The 16,824-nt window shown below is 72.4% G+C and carries 20 protein-coding genes; 12 read left to right on the forward strand and 8 right to left on the reverse strand.

Annotated features, from left to right (window positions below; all coding sequences use genetic code 11):
- Positions 1–69: 69 nt before the first annotated feature.
- The 3 genes from moaE to pgsA are packed head-to-tail and all read right to left on the reverse strand — an operon-like array spanning position 70 to position 1,483.
- Positions 70–546: a molybdopterin synthase catalytic subunit MoaE gene (gene moaE / locus ACQ5SO_RS15425; RefSeq protein WP_430942514.1), complete on the reverse strand. Its 477-nt coding sequence runs from the start codon at positions 544–546 to the stop codon at positions 70–72.
- 2 nt (positions 547–548) lie between these two features.
- On the reverse strand, positions 549–794 hold the full coding sequence (moaD, locus tag ACQ5SO_RS15430; RefSeq protein ID WP_430942515.1) for a molybdopterin converting factor subunit 1: 246 nt from the start codon (positions 792–794) through the stop codon (positions 549–551).
- Complete coding sequence (gene pgsA / locus ACQ5SO_RS15435) at positions 794–1,483, reverse strand: CDP-diacylglycerol--glycerol-3-phosphate 3-phosphatidyltransferase (RefSeq protein WP_430942516.1); 690 nt, start codon at positions 1,481–1,483, stop codon at positions 794–796. Before pgsA ends, moaD begins: the two co-directional genes overlap by 1 nt.
- A 263-nt stretch (positions 1,484–1,746) precedes the next feature.
- Between pgsA and ACQ5SO_RS15440 the strand changes: the two genes are divergently transcribed.
- A complete protein-coding gene (locus tag ACQ5SO_RS15440; protein ID WP_430942517.1) occupies positions 1,747–2,094 on the forward strand; it encodes a carboxymuconolactone decarboxylase family protein in 348 nt (115 codons plus the stop codon).
- Positions 2,095–2,169: 75 nt separating this feature from the next.
- Here the strand turns inward: ACQ5SO_RS15440 and ACQ5SO_RS15445 are convergent, their stop codons facing one another.
- Complete coding sequence (locus ACQ5SO_RS15445; protein WP_430942518.1) at positions 2,170–2,820, reverse strand: VOC family protein; 651 nt, start codon at positions 2,818–2,820, stop codon at positions 2,170–2,172.
- 120 nt (positions 2,821–2,940) lie between these two features.
- Here ACQ5SO_RS15445 and ACQ5SO_RS15450 point away from each other — a divergent pair, with 120 nt between their 5' ends.
- Complete coding sequence (locus tag ACQ5SO_RS15450; protein ID WP_430942519.1) at positions 2,941–3,414, forward strand: GNAT family N-acetyltransferase; 474 nt, start codon at positions 2,941–2,943, stop codon at positions 3,412–3,414.
- 137 nt (positions 3,415–3,551) lie between these two features.
- Here the strand turns inward: ACQ5SO_RS15450 and ACQ5SO_RS15455 are convergent, their stop codons facing one another.
- Complete coding sequence (locus ACQ5SO_RS15455) at positions 3,552–4,772, reverse strand: argininosuccinate synthase (protein WP_430942520.1); 1,221 nt, start codon at positions 4,770–4,772, stop codon at positions 3,552–3,554.
- 187 nt (positions 4,773–4,959) lie between these two features.
- Between ACQ5SO_RS15455 and ACQ5SO_RS15460 the strand changes: the two genes are divergently transcribed.
- From ACQ5SO_RS15460 to ACQ5SO_RS15470, 3 genes are all read left to right on the forward strand, one after another.
- A complete protein-coding gene (locus ACQ5SO_RS15460) occupies positions 4,960–5,892 on the forward strand; it encodes an AEC family transporter (protein ID WP_430942521.1) in 933 nt (310 codons plus the stop codon).
- Between the two features lie 96 nt (positions 5,893–5,988).
- Positions 5,989–6,519, forward strand: a complete 531-nt coding sequence (locus tag ACQ5SO_RS15465; RefSeq protein WP_430942522.1) for an acyl-CoA thioesterase — start codon at positions 5,989–5,991, stop codon at positions 6,517–6,519.
- 365 nt (positions 6,520–6,884) lie between these two features.
- Positions 6,885–8,063, forward strand: coding sequence for an acetyl-CoA C-acyltransferase family protein (locus ACQ5SO_RS15470; RefSeq protein WP_430942523.1), 1,179 nt, complete (start codon positions 6,885–6,887; stop codon positions 8,061–8,063).
- 80 nt (positions 8,064–8,143) lie between these two features.
- On the opposite strand, the gene ACQ5SO_RS15475 is transcribed toward ACQ5SO_RS15470, so the two are convergent.
- Positions 8,144–8,863, reverse strand: coding sequence for an RsiV family protein (locus ACQ5SO_RS15475; protein WP_430942524.1), 720 nt, complete (start codon positions 8,861–8,863; stop codon positions 8,144–8,146).
- Positions 8,860–9,666, reverse strand: coding sequence for an enoyl-CoA hydratase (locus ACQ5SO_RS15480; protein ID WP_430942525.1), 807 nt, complete (start codon positions 9,664–9,666; stop codon positions 8,860–8,862). Before ACQ5SO_RS15480 ends, ACQ5SO_RS15475 begins: the two co-directional genes overlap by 4 nt.
- Positions 9,667–9,802: 136 nt before the next feature.
- Here ACQ5SO_RS15480 and ACQ5SO_RS15485 point away from each other — a divergent pair, with 136 nt between their 5' ends.
- The 5 genes from ACQ5SO_RS15485 to ACQ5SO_RS15505 all read left to right on the forward strand — a co-directional run bounded on the left by ACQ5SO_RS15485 (position 9,803) and on the right by ACQ5SO_RS15505 (position 12,835).
- Positions 9,803–10,231, forward strand: coding sequence for a PaaI family thioesterase (locus ACQ5SO_RS15485; protein ID WP_430942526.1), 429 nt, complete (start codon positions 9,803–9,805; stop codon positions 10,229–10,231).
- Positions 10,228–10,524, forward strand: a complete 297-nt coding sequence (locus ACQ5SO_RS15490) for a hypothetical protein (RefSeq protein WP_430942527.1) — start codon at positions 10,228–10,230, stop codon at positions 10,522–10,524. The genes ACQ5SO_RS15485 and ACQ5SO_RS15490 overlap by 4 nt, the downstream gene beginning before the upstream one ends.
- A gap of 212 nt (positions 10,525–10,736) precedes the next feature.
- Positions 10,737–11,201, forward strand: a complete 465-nt coding sequence (gene rplM / locus ACQ5SO_RS15495; protein WP_430942528.1) for a 50S ribosomal protein L13 — start codon at positions 10,737–10,739, stop codon at positions 11,199–11,201.
- 2 nt (positions 11,202–11,203) lie between these two features.
- Positions 11,204–11,698 carry a 30S ribosomal protein S9 gene (rpsI, locus tag ACQ5SO_RS15500; protein WP_430942529.1) on the forward strand — a complete coding sequence of 165 codons (495 nt, stop codon included), beginning with the start codon at positions 11,204–11,206 and terminating at the stop codon, positions 11,696–11,698.
- A 189-nt stretch (positions 11,699–11,887) separates the two neighbouring features.
- On the forward strand, positions 11,888–12,835 hold the full coding sequence (locus ACQ5SO_RS15505) for a lysophospholipid acyltransferase family protein (RefSeq protein WP_430942530.1): 948 nt from the start codon (positions 11,888–11,890) through the stop codon (positions 12,833–12,835).
- Positions 12,836–12,839: 4 nt separating this feature from the next.
- On the opposite strand, the gene ACQ5SO_RS15510 is transcribed toward ACQ5SO_RS15505, so the two are convergent.
- On the reverse strand, positions 12,840–14,042 hold the full coding sequence (locus tag ACQ5SO_RS15510) for a hypothetical protein (protein WP_430942531.1): 1,203 nt from the start codon (positions 14,040–14,042) through the stop codon (positions 12,840–12,842).
- Positions 14,043–14,453: 411 nt separating this feature from the next.
- Here ACQ5SO_RS15510 and argC point away from each other — a divergent pair, with 411 nt between their 5' ends.
- The gene (argC, locus tag ACQ5SO_RS15515) at positions 14,454–15,482 is read left to right on the forward strand and encodes an N-acetyl-gamma-glutamyl-phosphate reductase (RefSeq protein WP_430942532.1); all 1,029 of its coding nucleotides are present in this window, start codon (positions 14,454–14,456) and stop codon (positions 15,480–15,482) included.
- A gap of 40 nt (positions 15,483–15,522) precedes the next feature.
- Positions 15,523–16,716 (forward strand): YihY/virulence factor BrkB family protein, encoded by a 1,194-nt coding sequence (locus ACQ5SO_RS15520; RefSeq protein ID WP_430942533.1) that lies wholly within the window; start codon positions 15,523–15,525, stop codon positions 16,714–16,716.
- Positions 16,717–16,824 lie beyond the last annotated feature (108 nt).

The raw sequence follows: 16,824 nt of genomic DNA on the forward strand, positions 1-16,824 counted from the left end.
GGGAGGGAGGGGTATGCATACCCCTCCCTCCCCCTCGCAAAACGGCGGCCCCGAAAGGCCGCCGTCACATCACCCCTTCGCCCAGCGCGCCGCCGCGGCGTCATCCGCGTCGCGGGCGTCGACCCAGCTCGCCCCGTCCGGCGTCGTCTCCTTCTTCCAGAAGGGGGCGCGGGTCTTGAGGTAGTCCATCAGGAACTCCGCCGCCTCGAAGGCCGCGCCGCGATGGGGCGAGGCGGCGGCGGCCAGCACGATCCGGTCGCCGGGCAGCAGGGGCCCGTAGCGGTGGATCAGCGTCACCGCCTGCAAGGGCCAGCGCTCGGCGGCCTCGGCCGCGATCTTCTCCAGCGACCGTTCCGTCATGCCGGGGTAATGCTCCAGCTCCATGGCCGAGACGGGCTTGCCGTCCTCGGCCTTGGTCATGTCGCGCACGAGGCCCGAGAAGGTGACCACGGCGCCGATATCGGCGCGGCCCTCGCACATCCGGTCGATCTCGGCCGCGATGTCGAAATCGCCCTCCTGCACCCCGACATGGATCCGCGCGGACATGCTCAGCCCCCCGTGACGGGCGGGAAGAAGGCCACCTCGCGCACGCCGGCGAGGGGGGCGTCGAAGGCCGCCTCCTCCTGGTCCAGCGCCACGCGCAGGGCGGAGGTGTCCTCGAAGGCCGCGGCATAGCGCGGCTCCTTCGCGCGCAGCTCCTCGACCAGCGCGTCCACGGTGGCGGCGCCGGTCTCGATCTCCTCGGACGAGGCGCCGATCCGCTCCCGCAGCCAGGCGAAATACATGATCCGCATCAGTTCCCTCCCTCGCGCAGCGCGGCGATCCCCTTGGCCAGGTACTCCGCCCCCGTCCAGACCGTCAGCAGCGCGGCGATCCACAGGCAGGCGATCCCGCCCCACTCGAGGCCGGTCGCCAGCCTCTCCCACATGACCACGTCGAAGCGGTCGGGCAAGGCGCCCGAAAGCATCCCCTCGTAAACGTCGGGCGGAAGCTCCCAGAACCGGAAGTCGCGCTCCTGCTGCGCCCAGCCGGCGGCGAGCAGCAGGCCGAGCGCGGCCATCTGCACCGTGGTCTTCCACTTGGCGAGCATCGTGACATGGATCACCACCTTGCCCGCCAGCGCCTCGCGCAGGCCCGAGACCATGGTCTCGCGCAGCAGGATGGCGGCGGCGGGGAGCAGGAACAGCGGGTCCGGGCCGCGCAGCGCCAGGATGACGGCGAGGGCGGTGATCACCATCGCCTTGTCGGCGATGGGGTCGAGCATGCGGCCCAGCGCGCTGACCTGGTCCCAGCGGCGGGCGAGCCAGCCGTCGAGGTAATCGGTGGCCGCGGCCACGATGAAGAGCGCGAGGGCGAGCTGGTCGGCGAAGGGCCGCTCGAAGGCCGCGAAGGCGATGGCGGCCATGGGGGCCGCCGCCACGCGGAAATACGTGAGCAGGTTCGGAAGCGTCCAGGCGCCTGGATCGGTGCGGGCGTCAGTCATGCGATCTCTCATGACGCGGGACGCGCCCGGGCGCAAGGGCGGCGCGCGCCCGCATGGCGGGATCGCGCGGCAGGGGCGGCGCGCGTGGGGGGCGCGGAGGGCGGGCGGCGGGACTGCGGCGGGACGCGAGAGGGGCCGCGCGGGGTCCTGCGCGGCGCGATGCGCCCCTTCCGCGGCGTCCGCTTGATCCAGCGCAAGGCGGCGGGGGCGCGGCGCTCCTATTCGTTTTCGCGAATGCAACATTTTGCGCAAGGGGCGCCGCAATGGACTGGAACGACTTCCTCAAGGACACCAATGCCGAACTCGCCGAATTCCGGGGCGCGCAGAAGGACGTCGCCTCGGGGTTCCACAAGCTCGCCGCCGCCGCCACCGCCGAGGGCGCGCTGGACCCCAAGACCAAGGAGCTGATGGCCGTGGCCATCGGCATCGCCGTGCGCTGCGACGGCTGCATCGGGTTCCACGTCAAGGCGGCGATGCGGCTTGGCGCAACGCGCGAGGAGATCGCCGAGACGGTCTCCATGTGCCTCTACATGGGCGGCGGCCCGTCGCTGATGTACGGCGCCAAGGCGCTGAAGGCCTTCGATGATTTCCGCGAGGCCGGCGCCGCCTGAGCGCACGCCGCCGGAAATACCGACGCCGCCGCGCCTTGCCGGGCGCGGCGGCGTCGTCATGCGCGGGGGCGGGCCTCAGCCGAACGCCACCGGCCCCATCGGGGTGTCGAGGACCACGCGCAGCGGGCCGCCGTCGGTCTCGCCCTCCGGGGCGAGGGCGTCGGCCCCGAGGGCCGCGAGCGCCGCCTCGGCCGCCGGGTCCGCCCGCCGCAGCAGCCGCGAGAGGCGCATCGGCCCGCCCGCCATCGCCTGCGCCGGGGGGCAGCCGCCCATGGGCCAGTCGATCAGCGACGGGACCACGCCGCCGCAGGCGGGGATGCGGTCCCCGGGGATGGTCAGCCGCCACGAGAGATCGCCGCGGGACATCGGCGTCAGCGGCCCGATGGGCGCCGGGCACAGCGTCGCCGCGGCCTCCACGGCGCCGAGGCCGACGCCCTTGCGGGCCCGCAGCACCCATGCCACCGGCGCCGGGCCGTCCGCGAGCCGCGCCCGCGTCGCCGGTGTGGACAGGCCGAAGGGCAGCCCGACTGCGGGCGCCTCCTGCGCCGGATCGGGGCCGATCAGCTCGAGATAGACCGGCCCGAGGCCCCAGAGCAGGTTGCGCGAGCCCATGCCCGGATGCGCGCCGCCGCCCTGGGCGGGCACGCCGAAACGGGCCTCCAGCGCCTTGCCGTCGCGGTCGAGGTCGAGCGAGCCGAGAACGATGTGGTCGAGTTCGAGGGTCATGCCGCCGATCCTGCCCCGCGCGAGGGCCGCTCGCAACCGGGCTTGCGGGGGCGCGGGGGGCGGGCGCAGGATGCGGCGGCGACGCCCCGGCCCCGGGGCCTTTCCTTGCCGGACCTGCCCATGCCGCTGCGCATCACCCGCCATGACGGCGCTTTCAACGACTGGGCCGCGCTGCGCGCCCTCTTGGCCGCGGCTTTCGCCTTCATGGAGGGGCGGATCAACCCGCCCTCCTCGCTCCACGCCATGAGCGCGGCGGATTTCGCCGCCAAGGCGGAGGCCGAAATCCTGCTCCTGGCCCATGACGGTCCCGCGCTTCTCGGCTGCCTCTATGCCCGGCCCGAGGAGGACGCGCTCTACCTGGGGAAAATCGCCGTTGCGCCGGGCGCGCAATCCCGCGGCATCGGGCGCGCGCTGGTCGAGGCGGCGGCGGAGGAGGCCCGCGCCCGCGCCCTGCCCGCCCTGCGCCTGCAGACCCGCATCGAGCTGACCGAAAACCACGCCGCCTTCGCCGCCATGGGCTTTGTGAAGACCGCCGAGACGGCCCATGCGGGCTACGCGCGCCCCACCTCCATCACCATGACGCGCCGCCTCTAGGAACGCGAAAAGGGCGACGCCATGCGCCGCCCTTTCCCGATCTCCCTCCCAGCCTGCCCCCAGGCGCCCGCAAGGGGATGGAGGGGGGAGCGCGAGGGGGGAGGAAGGGGTCGAGACCCCTTCCCCTCCCCTCGAAATCACCCGCGCTTGTTGCGGTTGGCCAGCAGGCGCAGCCGCAGGGCGTTGATCTTGATGAAGCCCGCGGCGTCCTTCTGGTCGTAGGCGCCGGCGTCCTCCTCGAAGGTCACGTGCTGCTCGGAGTAGAGCGAGAACGGCGACCAGCGGCCGACGGTGTTGGCCGAGCCCTTGTAGAGCTTCAGGCGCACGGTCCCGGTGACGTGCTCCTGGCTCTTGTCGATCAGCGCCTGCAGCATCTCGCGCTCGGGCGAGAACCAGTAGCCGTTGTAGATCAGCTCCGCGTATTGCGGCATCAGCTGGTCCTTCAGGTGGGCGGCGCCGCGGTCAAGCGTGATCGACTCGATGCCGCGATGGGCCTCGAGCAGGATCGTGCCGCCCGGGGTCTCGTAGATGCCGCGGGACTTCATGCCAACGTAGCGGCCCTCGACCAGGTCAAGACGGCCGACGCCGTGCTTGCGGCCGTACTCGTTCAGCTCGGTCAGGATCGTGGCCGGGGACATGGCGACGCCGTTGATCGACACCGCGTCGCCCTTCTCGAACCCGATCTCGATATATTCGGGCGTGTCGGGCGCGTCCTCGGGGTTCACCGTGCGCTGGTAGACGTAATCGGGCGCCTCCTGCGCCGGATCCTCGAGCACCTTGCCCTCGGAAGAGGTGTGCAGCAGGTTCGCGTCGACCGAGAACGGCGCCTCGCCGCGCTTGTCCTTGGGCACCGGCACCTGGTGCGCCTCGGCGTATTCGATCAGCCGCGTGCGCGAGGTCAGGTCCCACTCGCGCCACGGCGCGATCACCTTGATCTCGGGGTTCAGCGCATAGGCCGACAGCTCGAACCGCACCTGGTCGTTGCCCTTGCCGGTGGCGCCATGGGCGACGGCGTCGGCGCCGGTCTCCTCGGCGATCTCCACCAGCCGCTTGGAGATCAGCGGCCGGGCGATGGAGGTGCCCAGCAGGTACAGCCCCTCGTAGACCGCGTTGGCGCGGAACATCGGGAACACGAAGTCGCGCACGAATTCCTCGCGCACGTCCTCGATGAAGATGTTCTCGGGCTTGATGCCGAGCAGCTCGGCCTTCTTGCGCGCGGGGTCCAGCTCCTCGCCCTGGCCGAGATCGGCGGTGAAGGTCACCACCTCGCAGCCATATTCGGACTGCAGCCATTTCAGGATGATCGAGGTGTCGAGGCCGCCGGAATAGGCGAGGACGACTTTCTTCGGCTTGGACATCGGGGAGCTCCGCGCGCGCGTGGGATTTTCAGGTTGCGGCGCGGTTTACGCCTTTCGGGCGCGCGACGCAAACGCTGCGCGGGGGAAACGCCGCCGGGGCGCCCGCGGCGAAGCGCGCGCGGGCGGCGAGATGCTGCGCATGTTAAGCGTCCCGGCATTCCCCATCCGTCGCAGGTTCGATTCGCCCATGCTCGCCGTTTTCGAGATCGTCGCCCCCGTCTTCGCCCTCGTCGCCATCGGCTGGGCCGCGGCGAAGGGGGGGATCGTGTCGCCCGAGGGCGGGCGGGCGCTGGGCGCGCTGATCCTGTGGATCGCGATGCCGGCGCTGATCGTGCGCGCCTTCGTCGAGCGGGGCGTGACCGAGGTGCTGGACTGGCGCATGGCGGCGGGCTACGCGGGCGCCTCGCTGGCGCTGCTGGTCGCGACCTATGTCCTTCTGCGCCTGCGCGGGCGACCCCATGCGCGGGCCGGGGTCGGGGCGATGGGCGCGGCGGGGCCGAATTCGGGCTTCATCGGCTATCCGCTGGTGACGCTGGCGCTGGGCCCCGAGATGGGGGCGATGGTGCTGGCCAACGCGCTGCTGGTCGAGAACGCGATGACCGTGCCGCTGTCGCTGGCGCTGGCGCAGCGGGGGGGCGGGGCCTCGCCGCTGCGGGCGGCCTGGGGGCTCCTGAAAGCCGCCTTCACCTCCAACCCGCTGCTCGGCTCGGTGATCCTCGGGGCGGTCCTGTCGCTGTCGGGGATCGGCCTGCCGGGGCCGTCGGGCACGGTGATCGCGCTGCTCTCGGGCGCCGCGACGCCGGTGGCGCTGATCGCCGTGGGCGCGGCGCTGGCGCACCTGCCCGAGGGCACGGCCCGGCGCGACCGCCCCGAGGTGGCGGCCGCCAAGCTGGTCCTGCACCCCGCCCTCGTCCTCGGGGCCGTCGCGCTGCTGATCGGGTCCTGGCAGGACCCGCGCGCCGTCGGCATGGCCCTGACGGCGGCGAGCCCGATGATGGCGGCCTACCCGGCGATATGCGCGCGGGTGCAGGAGACGCCCTGGGCCGCCGCCACCCTGGTGACGGCGATGGCCGGATCGGTGGCCTCGCTGCCGCTCTGGCTCTGGGCGCTGGGGGTCTGACGCGCGGCGCCCCCCGAGCCCCCGGCCCCAACGTCACCCTTTCCCCCGCCCGGCCGCGGCGCCACATTGCGCGCGACACGCCTTTCGGAGCCCGCCATGTACCCTTATCTGCGCGCCGCCCTCTCGATCTTCCGCGCCAGCCGCATGCCGCCGCTGGCGCCGGGGGACGTCCACGTGGTGCACACCCGCTGCTGGCCCTGGGACATCGACCCGTTCATGGAGCTCAACAACGGGCGCACCATGACGCTGATGGATCTCGGGCGGATCCCCGTCGCCATCCGCTCGGGGCTGATCAAGGCTGTGCAGGCCAATGGCTGGCGGCTGACCATGGCGGGCGCCTGCGTGCAGTACCGCCGCCGCGTCATCCCCTTCGCGAAGATGGAGATCCGCACCCGCGCCATCGGCCGCGACGACAGGTTCATCTATCTCGAGCATCTCACCCTCGCGGGCGGGGTCCCGGCCCATAACGCCGTCTACCGCGCGGTGGTGGCGGGGCCGGACGGGATCGTGCCGATGGACAGGGTGGCCGAGGCGATGGGGCAGGAGGACTGGAACCCGCCCCTGCCCGAATGGGTCGCGGACTGGGCCGCGGCCGAGGCGAAGCGCCCCTGGCCGCCGGAAATGTGATCACGCGCCTCGGGGTTCGTGATCACATATCGCCGGACACGCGGTCGGCGGCCCCCGCCGCCCTGCCCCGCCCGGCGTCGCGCGCGATTCGGCGCCCCCGCGCCCGGCGCGCAGTTTCCTTTCGCATGTCCCGGCCCGACGGCCCGATCCTTGCCCGCCGCGCCGCGCCGCGCGACCGAACGTGACCGCCCGGCCCGGCCGGCGGCGCTTGCGCCCGGCCCGCCCCCGGCCCATGCTGCGCCGCCGAAGCGCCCCCGCCGCGCGTTTGCGTCGCGGCGACCACGGGCGCGCTGTTCCGCGCGCCGCATCGGGCGTTAACTGAAGGCCAAGACCCAAGGCCCCAACGAACAAGAGAGGAAACCCCAATGACTCGTGAAGTCGTGATTCTCGACGGCGCCCGCACCGCCATCGGCACCTTCGGCGGCAAGCTCGCCGGCATCGCCCCGACCGACACCGCCACCCACGTGACCAAGGTCGCGATGGAGCGCGCGGGCGTCGAGGCGGGCCAGGTCGGCCATGTCGTGTTCGGCCACGTGATCAACACCGAGCCGAAGGACATGTACCTCTCGCGCGTCGCCGCGGTGCAGGCCGGCATCCCCGAGGAAGTCCCCGCCTTCAACGTCAACCGCCTCTGCGGCTCCGGCGCCCAGGCCATCGCCTCGGCCGCCCAGCACATCATGCTCGGCGACGTCGCCTACGCCGTCGCGGGCGGCGCCGAGTCGATGTCCCGCTCGCCCCACTCGTTCCAGCAGGGCCGCTTCGGGCAGAAGATGGGCGACCTGAAGATGAACGACATGATGATCGGCGCGCTGAACGACCCGTTCGGCGTCGGGCACATGGGCGTCACCGCCGAGAACGTCGCCGACGAGCACCAGATTTCGCGCGAGGAGCAGGACGCCTTCGCGATGGAGTCCCAGGAGCGCGCCGCGAAGGCCATCGCCGAGGGCTATTTCAAATCGCAGATCGCCCCGATCGAGGTGAAGGTGCGCCGGGACATGGTGCCCTTCGACACCGACGAGCACCCCAAGCAGACCTCGCTCGAGAAGCTCGCCGGCCTGCGCCCGGCCTTCCGCAAGGACGGCTCGGTCACCGCGGGCAACGCCTCGGGCATCAATGACGGCGCCGCCGCGGTGGTGCTGGCGGATCGCGAGGCGGCCGAGAAGGCGGGCCTGAAGCCCAAGTGCAAGCTGCTCGGCTACGCCCATGCCGGCGTGCGCCACGAGGTGATGGGCATCGGCCCGGTCCCGGCGGTCACCAACCTGCTGACCAAGCTGGGCATGACCGCGGACCAGTTCGACGTGATCGAGTCGAACGAGGCCTTCGCCGCCCAGGCCTGCGCCGTGAACAAGGGCCTCGGCCTCGACACCGCCAAGGTGAACCCGAACGGCGGCGCCATCGCCCTCGGCCACCCGATCGGCGCCACCGGCGGCATCGTCACCATCAAGGCGATGTACGAGCTGGAGCGGATCGGCGGCAAATACGGCCTGATCACCATGTGCATCGGCGGCGGCCAGGGCATCGCGCTGGCCATCGAGATGCTCTGAGCCTGACGGCGCATCCCTGAAAACGCGGGAACGCCGCGCCCAACCGGGCGCGGCGTTCTTCTTTGCGGCGGTGGCGGCCCTCAGCGCGCCGGGGCGCCGCCGAACAGGCGCTGGAATTCCGGCGCCACGCCGTCCGCGAACACCGCCTGCGGGATCACCGCGGTCTGGGGGCCAAGCGCGAAGGGCCCCAGCTCATAAGGCGCGTAGTGGAAGGCGATGCCGCCGATCCGCCCCGCCTGGGTGGAGGGTTCCAGCGTGAAATTGCCCAGCGCCGCCGGGTCCAGCGGCGTGGAATAGGCGATGGACTCGCGCCACAGCCCCTCGCGCGCCAGCAGGTCGGCCTTGAGCGCCATGACCAGCGCCTCGAGGCCCCGCGCCCCCTCCCGCGTCGGCGGGAAGATCAGGTCGAGGCCGATCACGTCGCCCGTGGTCTTGTCCCAGGTCAGCGCGTCGAACCAGAGGCCCCCATGGGCGCCGCCCTGGTACCGCTCGGTCGTGCGCAGGACCGACACGAAGCGCGGGGTGACGGCGCGGGCCGCCTCGGTCGCCTTGAACACCTGACGGCGCGGCGTGCGCCCGTCCTCGGCCGCGCGGGCCGCCGCCTCGGCCGCCTCGTCCCGCGCCAGGTGCAGAAGGTCCGCGGTCTCTGCCGCGAGGAACGCGGCGAGCTTCGGCGCGGCGGCGGCGATGGCCGGGTCGCGCGTCACCTCCCAGTCGAGATTCGGGGCGGTCCCGCTCTCGGCCCCGGCGGGAAGCGCCGACAGCGCCAGGGCGGCGGCGAGGATCGCTTCCCGGATCATGCGCCCTCCGCCCAGTCGGGTTTGCGCTTCTCGAGGAAGGCGTTCACCCCTTCCTCGGTATCGCGCAGCAGCATGTTCTCGGCCATCACCCGGCCCGTATAGGCATAGGCGGCGTCGAGGGACATCTCGCCCTGGGCGTAGAACGCCTCCTTGCCGATCTTCACCGCGGCGCCGAGCTTCTCGGCCACCCGGCCCGCCAGCTCCAGCGCCGCCTGCGAGAGGGCCTCGGCGGGGACGACATGGTTCACGAGGCCGAGCCGCTCCGCTTCTTCCGCGCCCACGAAAGCGCCGGTGGTCAGCATCTCGAACGCCTTCTTCGGGGCGATGTTGCGCGACAGGGCCACCATGGGGGTGGAGCAGAACAGGCCGATATTGACGCCGTTGACGCCGAAGCGCGCGCCCTCCTCGGCCACCGCCATGTCGCAGGTGGCGACCAGCTGGCAGCCCGCCGCCGTCGCCACGCCATGCACCTCGGCGATCACCGGGATCGGCAGGCGGCGGACCGAGGTCATGAACCGCGCGCATTGCGCGAACAGCGCGTTGTAATAGCCGCGCCCGCCATCGGGCGCCTGCCGGGCGGCCTGCATCTGCTTGAGGTCGTGCCCCGCGCAGAACGCCTTGCCGGTCCCGCGGATCACCAGCGCCTTCACGGTCTTGTCCACCGCCAGCGCGTCGATCTCGGCCTGGAGGCGGGCCAGCATCTCCTCGGACAGCGCGTTGAGGCGTTTCGGGTCGTCGAGCGTCAGCCGGTGCACGGCGCCGATGCGCTCGGAAATCAGGATCTCGGGGGCGTCCTGGGTCATGCGTCACTCCTCCCTTGGGGCTCGGGCCGGAGACTAGCGGAGCGCCGGGGCCGCAGGAAGGGCTTGCGCGCGGGCGGGATACCGGGCGGTATGCCGACCCGAAGACATCAACATGTGCATGAACGGGAGGCATGGGATGGCGCAGCGCGAGCCGGTGATGAATGAGCGGGAGCTCGAGGAGTTCCTCGACGAGGTGTTCCCGCAGCAGCGGGGCAAGTTCACGATCGAGAAGATGGCCTCGATGGAGGCGCGGCTGCGCATGAAGATCACCGAGGCGGAGCTGCGCCCGGGCGGCACGGTGTCGGGCCCGGCGATGTTCACCGCCGTCGACTGCGCCTTCTACGTGGTGGTGCTGGGGATGATCGGGCGGCAGGCGCTGACGGTGACCACCAACTGCGCGATCAATTTCATGCGCAAGCCCGAGCCGAAGGACCTGGTGGTCGAGGCGAAGCTGATGAAGCTCGGCAAGACGCTGGCGGTGGGGGATGCGACGGTGTTCTCGCCCGGGGTCGAGGGGCCGGTCTGTCACGCCAGCCTGACCTACGCCATTCCGCCGGCGCGGTGACGCGCCCGGCCGCCGGCGCGGCGACACGCTCGGCCGCGGGCGCGGCGCGGGCAGCCGCGGCGCTCAGCTCCTTCGCCATCTTCGACATCTGGAACGGCAGGCCGTCGCCGATCCACGCGCTCTCGGTCGTCGCGCTCGTCTCGCTGGTCTTCGCGGTGCGCGCGGCGCGGGCCGGGCGGATCGACCGACACCGCAAGATCATGCGCGGGCTGACCCTCGGGGCGCTGCTGATCGCCGGGGCGTTCACCCTGCTTCCGGGGCGGATCATGCACGCGGTGGTCTTCGGGGGGTGAAATTAGTGGGGTATCCTGATACCACACGCACACCGCCATTGATTTCATTGAGATTTTTGGAACGAAGGGGAATTGACTTGCCCCGGGCTTGCCCCTAGAAGCCCTCCATCCGCGGCGCGGAGGGTTTCCTTTGACGGGAATCGCCCACGCCGCGCCCGCCCTGAAACCGCCCGCCGGCGCCGCTCGCGCCAGCCAGGACAGACGGATCGACAATGAAGACCTTCTCCGCCAAACCGGCCGACATCGACAAGAAGTGGGTCGTGATCGACGCGGAAGGCGTGGTGCTGGGGCGGCTCGCCTCCCTGATCGCCATGCGCCTCCGCGGCAAGCACAAGCCCTCGTTCACCCCGCACATGGACATGGGCGACAACGTTATCGTCATCAACGCCGACAAGGTGCAGATGACCGGCAACAAGCGCGCCGACAAGGTGTACTACTGGCACACCGGTCACCCGGGCGGCATCAAGCAGCGCACCGCCGCGCAGCTGCTCGAGGGGCGTTTCCCCGAGCGCGTGCTGTTCAAGGCCGTGCAGCGCATGCTGCCGGGCGGCCCGCTGTCCCGCAAGCAGCTGACCAACCTGCGCATCTATGCGGGCGCCGAGCACCCGCACGAGGCGCAGTCGCCTGAAGTGGTCGACGTCAAGTCGATGAACAAGAAGAACACCCGGAGCGCCTGAGCATGTCCGAAGAGATCAAATCGCTCGACGAGCTGAAAGATGCGGTCGCGGACTCCGGGATCGAGGTCGTGGCCGAAGAGACCGCCCCGCGTGAGCCCGTGCGCGACGCGCTCGGCCGCTCCTACGCCACCGGCAAGCGCAAGGACGCGGTCGCCCGCGTCTGGGTTCGCCCCGGCTCCGGCCGCGTGGTCGTGAACGGCAAGCCGATGGAGGAGTACTTCGCTCGTCCCGTGCTGCAGATGGTTCTGAACCAGGCGTTCGGCGTGGCCGGCGTGGCCGGTCAGTTCGACGTGATGGCCACCGTCAAGGGCGGCGGCCTGTCCGGCCAGGCCGGCGCGGTCAAGCACGGCGTGTCCAAGGCGCTGTCGCTCTACGACCCGTCGCTGCGCCCGGCCCTGAAGGCCGCCGGCTTCCTGACCCGCGACAGCCGCGTGGTCGAGCGCAAGAAGTACGGCCGCCGCAAGGCCCGTCGTTCGTTCCAGTTCTCCAAGCGCTGATCGCAAGGTCGGCGTCCGGAACAGGACGCATTTTCCGCGCCCCGGCGCGGCATGGTCGCGGCCCCGCCAATCGGCGGGGCCGTTTCCGTTCGTGTTTTCGAAAGATCGCTGAAGCAAAACTTGGCTTGCCTGCGGGGGCCCGGGGCGCGTATCCGCACGGGGACGCGCGCCCGCGGGCGCCGCGGCGGAATGACGAGACGGAGCCTGCGCATGGGCGGCGTGGCCAGGGAAATCACCTACGAGACGGGCGTGCAGACGCGCGCGGGGCGGCTCATGGTGCGCGGGTTCGAAACGCTGTCGGGCCGCCGGCGGCTGGTGGATCTCGCTGCGGGCTATGAGGACGAGGTCGCCGCGGGCGCCGATTTCTGGGAGGTGATCGCCCGCCGCTACGGCATCGGGCTGAACCTGCCGGGCCAGGGGCTGGCCAACATCCCCGCGCAGGGCGGCGCGCTGGTGGTGGCGAACCACCCGTTCGGCATCCTCGACGGGCTGATGCTGGGCCGGATCCTGTCGGCCGCGCGCCCGGACGGCTTCCGCATCGTCGCCAACCAGGTGTTCAACAAGGCCGAGGAGGTCGCCCGCGTCGTCCTGCCGATCAGCTTCGACGGCGACAAGGCGGCCCGGGGGATCAACGTCGCGACGCGGCGCGCCGCGCTCGACCACCTCGCGGCCGGGGGGATCGTCGGCATCTTCCCGGGGGGCACGGTGTCCACCGCGCGCCGCCCCTTCGGCCCGGCGCTCGACCCGCCCTGGAAGACCTTCACCGCGCGGCTGGCGGCCAAGTCGGGGGTCCCCGTGATCCCGGTCTATTTCGACGGCGCCAATTCGCGCCGCTTCCAGGTGGCGAGCCACCTGCACTACACGCTGCGCCTCGCGCTGCTGATCCACGAATTCCGCACCCGCGTGGGGCGCGAGGTGACGGCGGTGATCGGCGCCCCGATCCCGCCCGAGACCATCGCCGCCAAGGCGCGCGACGGCGCGGCGCTGATGGATTTCCTGCGCGCGCAGACCTATGCGCTCTCGCCCCGGCCGCTGAAGGACATGGGCTACGGGTTCGATTACGACCTCGCCGGGCTGCCCGCCCGGCTGACCGGCGCCCATGGCGCGGGGGCCGAGGCGGGGCGGCGAGGGCTCTGACCCCTCAGATCGGGGCCTGCCAGCCGGTCAGCGCCTGCACCAGCAGCGCCAGCGGCGGCAGCGCCCGCGCGACCCCGAGGGGCCCGAGCGGCAGCAGGTAGGGCCACCAGGCGCCGAGCCCGCCCCCGGCGGGCAGGTCCGCTGGGGCGCCCGGGCCCCCGGCCTCGCCCGCGCCCCTGCCCCCGGCCTCGCCCGCGTCCTCGACGCCCTGCCCCGCGCGCCGACGGTCCAGCACCGCCAGCGCCAGCAGCGCGATCATCGCCGCGAAGCCCAGTTGCCCCCAGCGCAGCCAGTCCCAGCCGAGCGCGTAGAGCGGCGCGCTCATCGCCAGGGGCATCAGCAGGTCCCGCGGCGCCATCCCCGCCCCGCGCGCGACCTTCGCCGCCAGCATGTAGGGCGCGGCGGCGTAGACCAGGGCGGGGAGGACCTCCCACCAGCGCAGGTGCAGCGGCAGCACCACCAGCGGCCGGTCCCAGGCGCTGTCGTAATTGGCCAGATGCGGCCAGAGCGCGGCGATCTCGGCGTCCGTGGGCTGGGCCGAGAGCAGCAGCAGCGCCCCCGCGGCCAGCGCCGGGGGCGCCAGCAGCGCCGCCTGCGCCGCCGCCCGGCCCGCGACCGCGCGCCCGCGCTCGAACGCGAACAGCGCCGCCGGGGCGAAGAGGAACAGCGCCCCTTCATGCACCAGCGCCGCCAGCGCCCAGGTCAGCCCCGCCGCCAGCGCCCGCCCGCGCAGCAGCGCCGCCGCCATCCCCGCCAGCAGCAGGAACAGGACGTGGTCGTAGCGCCCCACGTCCCAGCCGACCTGCACGAAGCCGACGGGCGAGACGATCAGCCCGAAGCGCAGCACGGCGGCGAGGCGCGGCGCCCCCGCCCCCTCGAGCGCGCGCAGCGCCGCGCGGGCGGTGAAGGCCAGGCCCAGCGCGCAGGCGCCGTCGAGCGCGATCATGGTCCAGCGCACCGCCCCGGTCGACCGGCCCACCGCCTCGAACCACGGGTGCAGAAGCGAGCCGACGAGGCCCCGGCGCAGCCAGCCGAACTCCTGCCACGACATCACCCAGGCGTTGAGGTTGTAGTCGAGGAACACCCCCCGCCCCGGGAAGCCCGCCGCCCAGAAGGCCAGCAGCACGCCGATCCCCCAGCCGAGCAGCGCGAGCGGGATGAAGAAGCGGCGCAGCACGGCGTCGAGGCGCAGCAGGATCGGGGGCATGGCAGGTCTTTCACGCGGGCGGCGGGGCGAGGAAGCGAAGCGGCGGGCGACGGGCGACGCGCAGCGGCGCCGGGGCGGGGCGGAGCGAGGCGGGGCGGGGCGGGGCGAGGCGGGACCGGCAGGCGGGCGCCCCCTTTCCTCGCCCGACCCGCCGCCGCGGGCAAGGGGCGCCGCGCCGCGCCCCCCCCGGGGGCCGCGCGTCGCCGCGGCGCGGATCGCTCCCCGGGGCGAAAGGAGGGGCGCCCGATACCGGCGCGGCGCCGCGCCCCGGGCGCCTCTTCCCGGCCCGGCGCGGCGGGCCGGGCCGCCCTCCCCGCCCCCGCGCCCCCTTTCCCCCTGCGCCGCAATGCACTAATTCCCGTGATGACGCGCCCCGACACCGCGGGCGCCCCAGATCACGGGAGCGAAGCCATGACCATCGTCCGCACCGCCATCCTCGGCGCCTCCGGCTATACCGGGGCGGAGCTGACGCGCCTGCTGCTCTCGCATCCCAATTTCCGCATCGACGCGCTGACCGCCAATTCCAAGGCCGGCCAGACCATGTCGGCGGTCTATCCGCAGTTCAGCCATTGCGACCTGCCGGTGCTGACCACCATCGAGGATGTCGACTGGTCCGCCATCGACGTCGCCTTCTGCGCCCTGCCCCACGCCACGACGCAGGAGGTGATCGCCTCGATCCCCGAAGCGGTGAAGGTGGTGGACCTGTCGGCCGACTTCCGGCTCCGGGACGTCGCCATGTACGCCAAGTGGTACGGGCATGAGCACATGGCCCCCGAGCTGCAGAAGACCGCTGTCTACGGCCTGCCCGAGTTCTACCGCGAGGAGCTGAAGACCTGCCGCCTCGCCGCCGGAACGGGCTGTTTCGTGGTCGACGGGCTGCTGCCGCTGGTGCCGCTGCTCGAAGCCTCGGTCATCGACCCGGACGACATCGTGATCGACAGCAAGACCGGCATCACCGGCGCCGGCCGCGCGGCGGCGGAGTGGAAGCTGTTCTCCGAGGTCACCGAGGGGACCAAGGCTTACGGCATCGCCAGCCATCGCCACACGTCCGAGTTCGACCAGGAGCTGTCGAAGGCCGCGGGCCGGGAGGTGAAGGTGTCCTTCACCCCGCACCTCTTGCCGATGAACCGCGGCATCCTGGGGACCATCTACGTGAAGGGCGACGCGGCGAAGATCCACGAGACCCTCGCCGCGCGCTACGCCGACGAGCCCTTCGTCGAGGTGATGCCGATGGGCGAGGCCCCGACCACCTGGCACGTCAAGGGCTCCAACCTCTGCCGCATCGGCGTGGTGGCCGACCGGCGCCCCGGCCGCGCGATCCTGGTATCGGTGATCGACAACCTGGTGAAGGGCGCCTCGGGCCAGGCGGTGCAGGTCGCCAACATCATGTGCGGCCTGCCCGAGGATGCGGGCCTGACCGCCGCGCCGATGTTCCCCTGACCGGGGCCGACGACACGACGACGGCGAAGGGAGCGGCGCGATGACCGAGCGGATGACGCCCGAAAACAGACGCGCCGCGGCCCGGGCCGAAGCGGCGGCCGAGGACGACGCGGCGGAGCGGGCCGAGGACCTCGCCCAGCTGTCCCCCGACGCGAAAAGCGAGGGGGATGAGGGCGAGGGCCGGCGCCTCTTCGGCTCGCGCCTCGCCGGGCTGTTCTGGAACGCGCTGCGCGACAGCGCGGTGGTCGCGGGCCGGGCCTACAAGCATTTCGACGCGGACGAGGGCGGGATCCTCGCGGGCTACATCGCCTATGCGATGCTGCTGGCGCTGTTCCCCTTCATGATCTTCACCGCAGCCCTCGCCTCGGCGCTGGTCGGCCCGGAGGAGCTCCAGGCCGCCATCGACTGGCTCTTCGCCACCGCGCCGCCGAACGTGGCGGATACGCTGGCCCCCGTGCTGACGGACGTGCTGGGGCAGGAACGCGGCGGGCTGCTGACCATCTCGGCGGGCGGCGCGCTCTGGGCCGCCTCCAACGGGGTCGAGGCGTTCCGCGCCGCCTTCGACCGCGCCTACGAATCCCGCCGGGTGCGCAATTTCGCCCTGCGGCGGATCATCGGCATGGCCTATGTGCTGCTCGGCTCGGCCACCTTCGCGCTGCTCGGCTTCGCCATCGTGCTGGCGCCGCTGCTGTTCACCGCGGTCGAAGGCCTGTTCGGGGTCAAGCCGCCCTTCGGCGCGGGCCTCCTGCGCTACGGCGTCGGCATCGGCGCCTTCATCGGGTTTCTCTGGGCGCTGCACCGGTTCCTGCCCTCGCGCTCCCAGCGCGGCGCGCGGCTGCTGCCGGGGATCGTCTCGACGCTGCTGCTGTGGATGGCGGGGGCGACGGCCTTCTCGGTCTATCTCGCCAACGCCCCGAGCTATTCGGTCACCTACGGCTCCATCGCGGGCGTGATCGTCACGCTGCTGTTCTTCTACCTGACCGGCGCCGCGATCATCTTCGGGGCCGAGATCAACGCCGCGCTCGAGCGTCTGACGGGCGAGGCGCTGCGCCGGAGGGCCGAGGAGGAGCGGGTGGTCGACGCCGCCGAGGCGCGCCGCCAGGCCCGCCAGGCGCGGCGAGAAGCCCGCAAGGCCGTGACCACGGCGAAGGAGGCGGCGGCCGAGGCCAAGGCGGTGGAAGCTGCCGAGGCCGCCGCCGAGGCGACCGCGCATGTGGAGCCGCGCAAGGCCTGAGGCCGCCCCCCGCGCCCCTTGGGCGCAAGACCGGGGCCGCGCCCCTTGGGCGCAGGACCCGGGCCGCATCTTGCTATATGCAGGGCCCTGCATACGTCTTTGGTCTCG

The organism is Rhodovulum sp. DZ06 (assembly GCF_050586345.1).
Taxonomy (GTDB): domain Bacteria; phylum Pseudomonadota; class Alphaproteobacteria; order Rhodobacterales; family Rhodobacteraceae; genus JBOCEF01.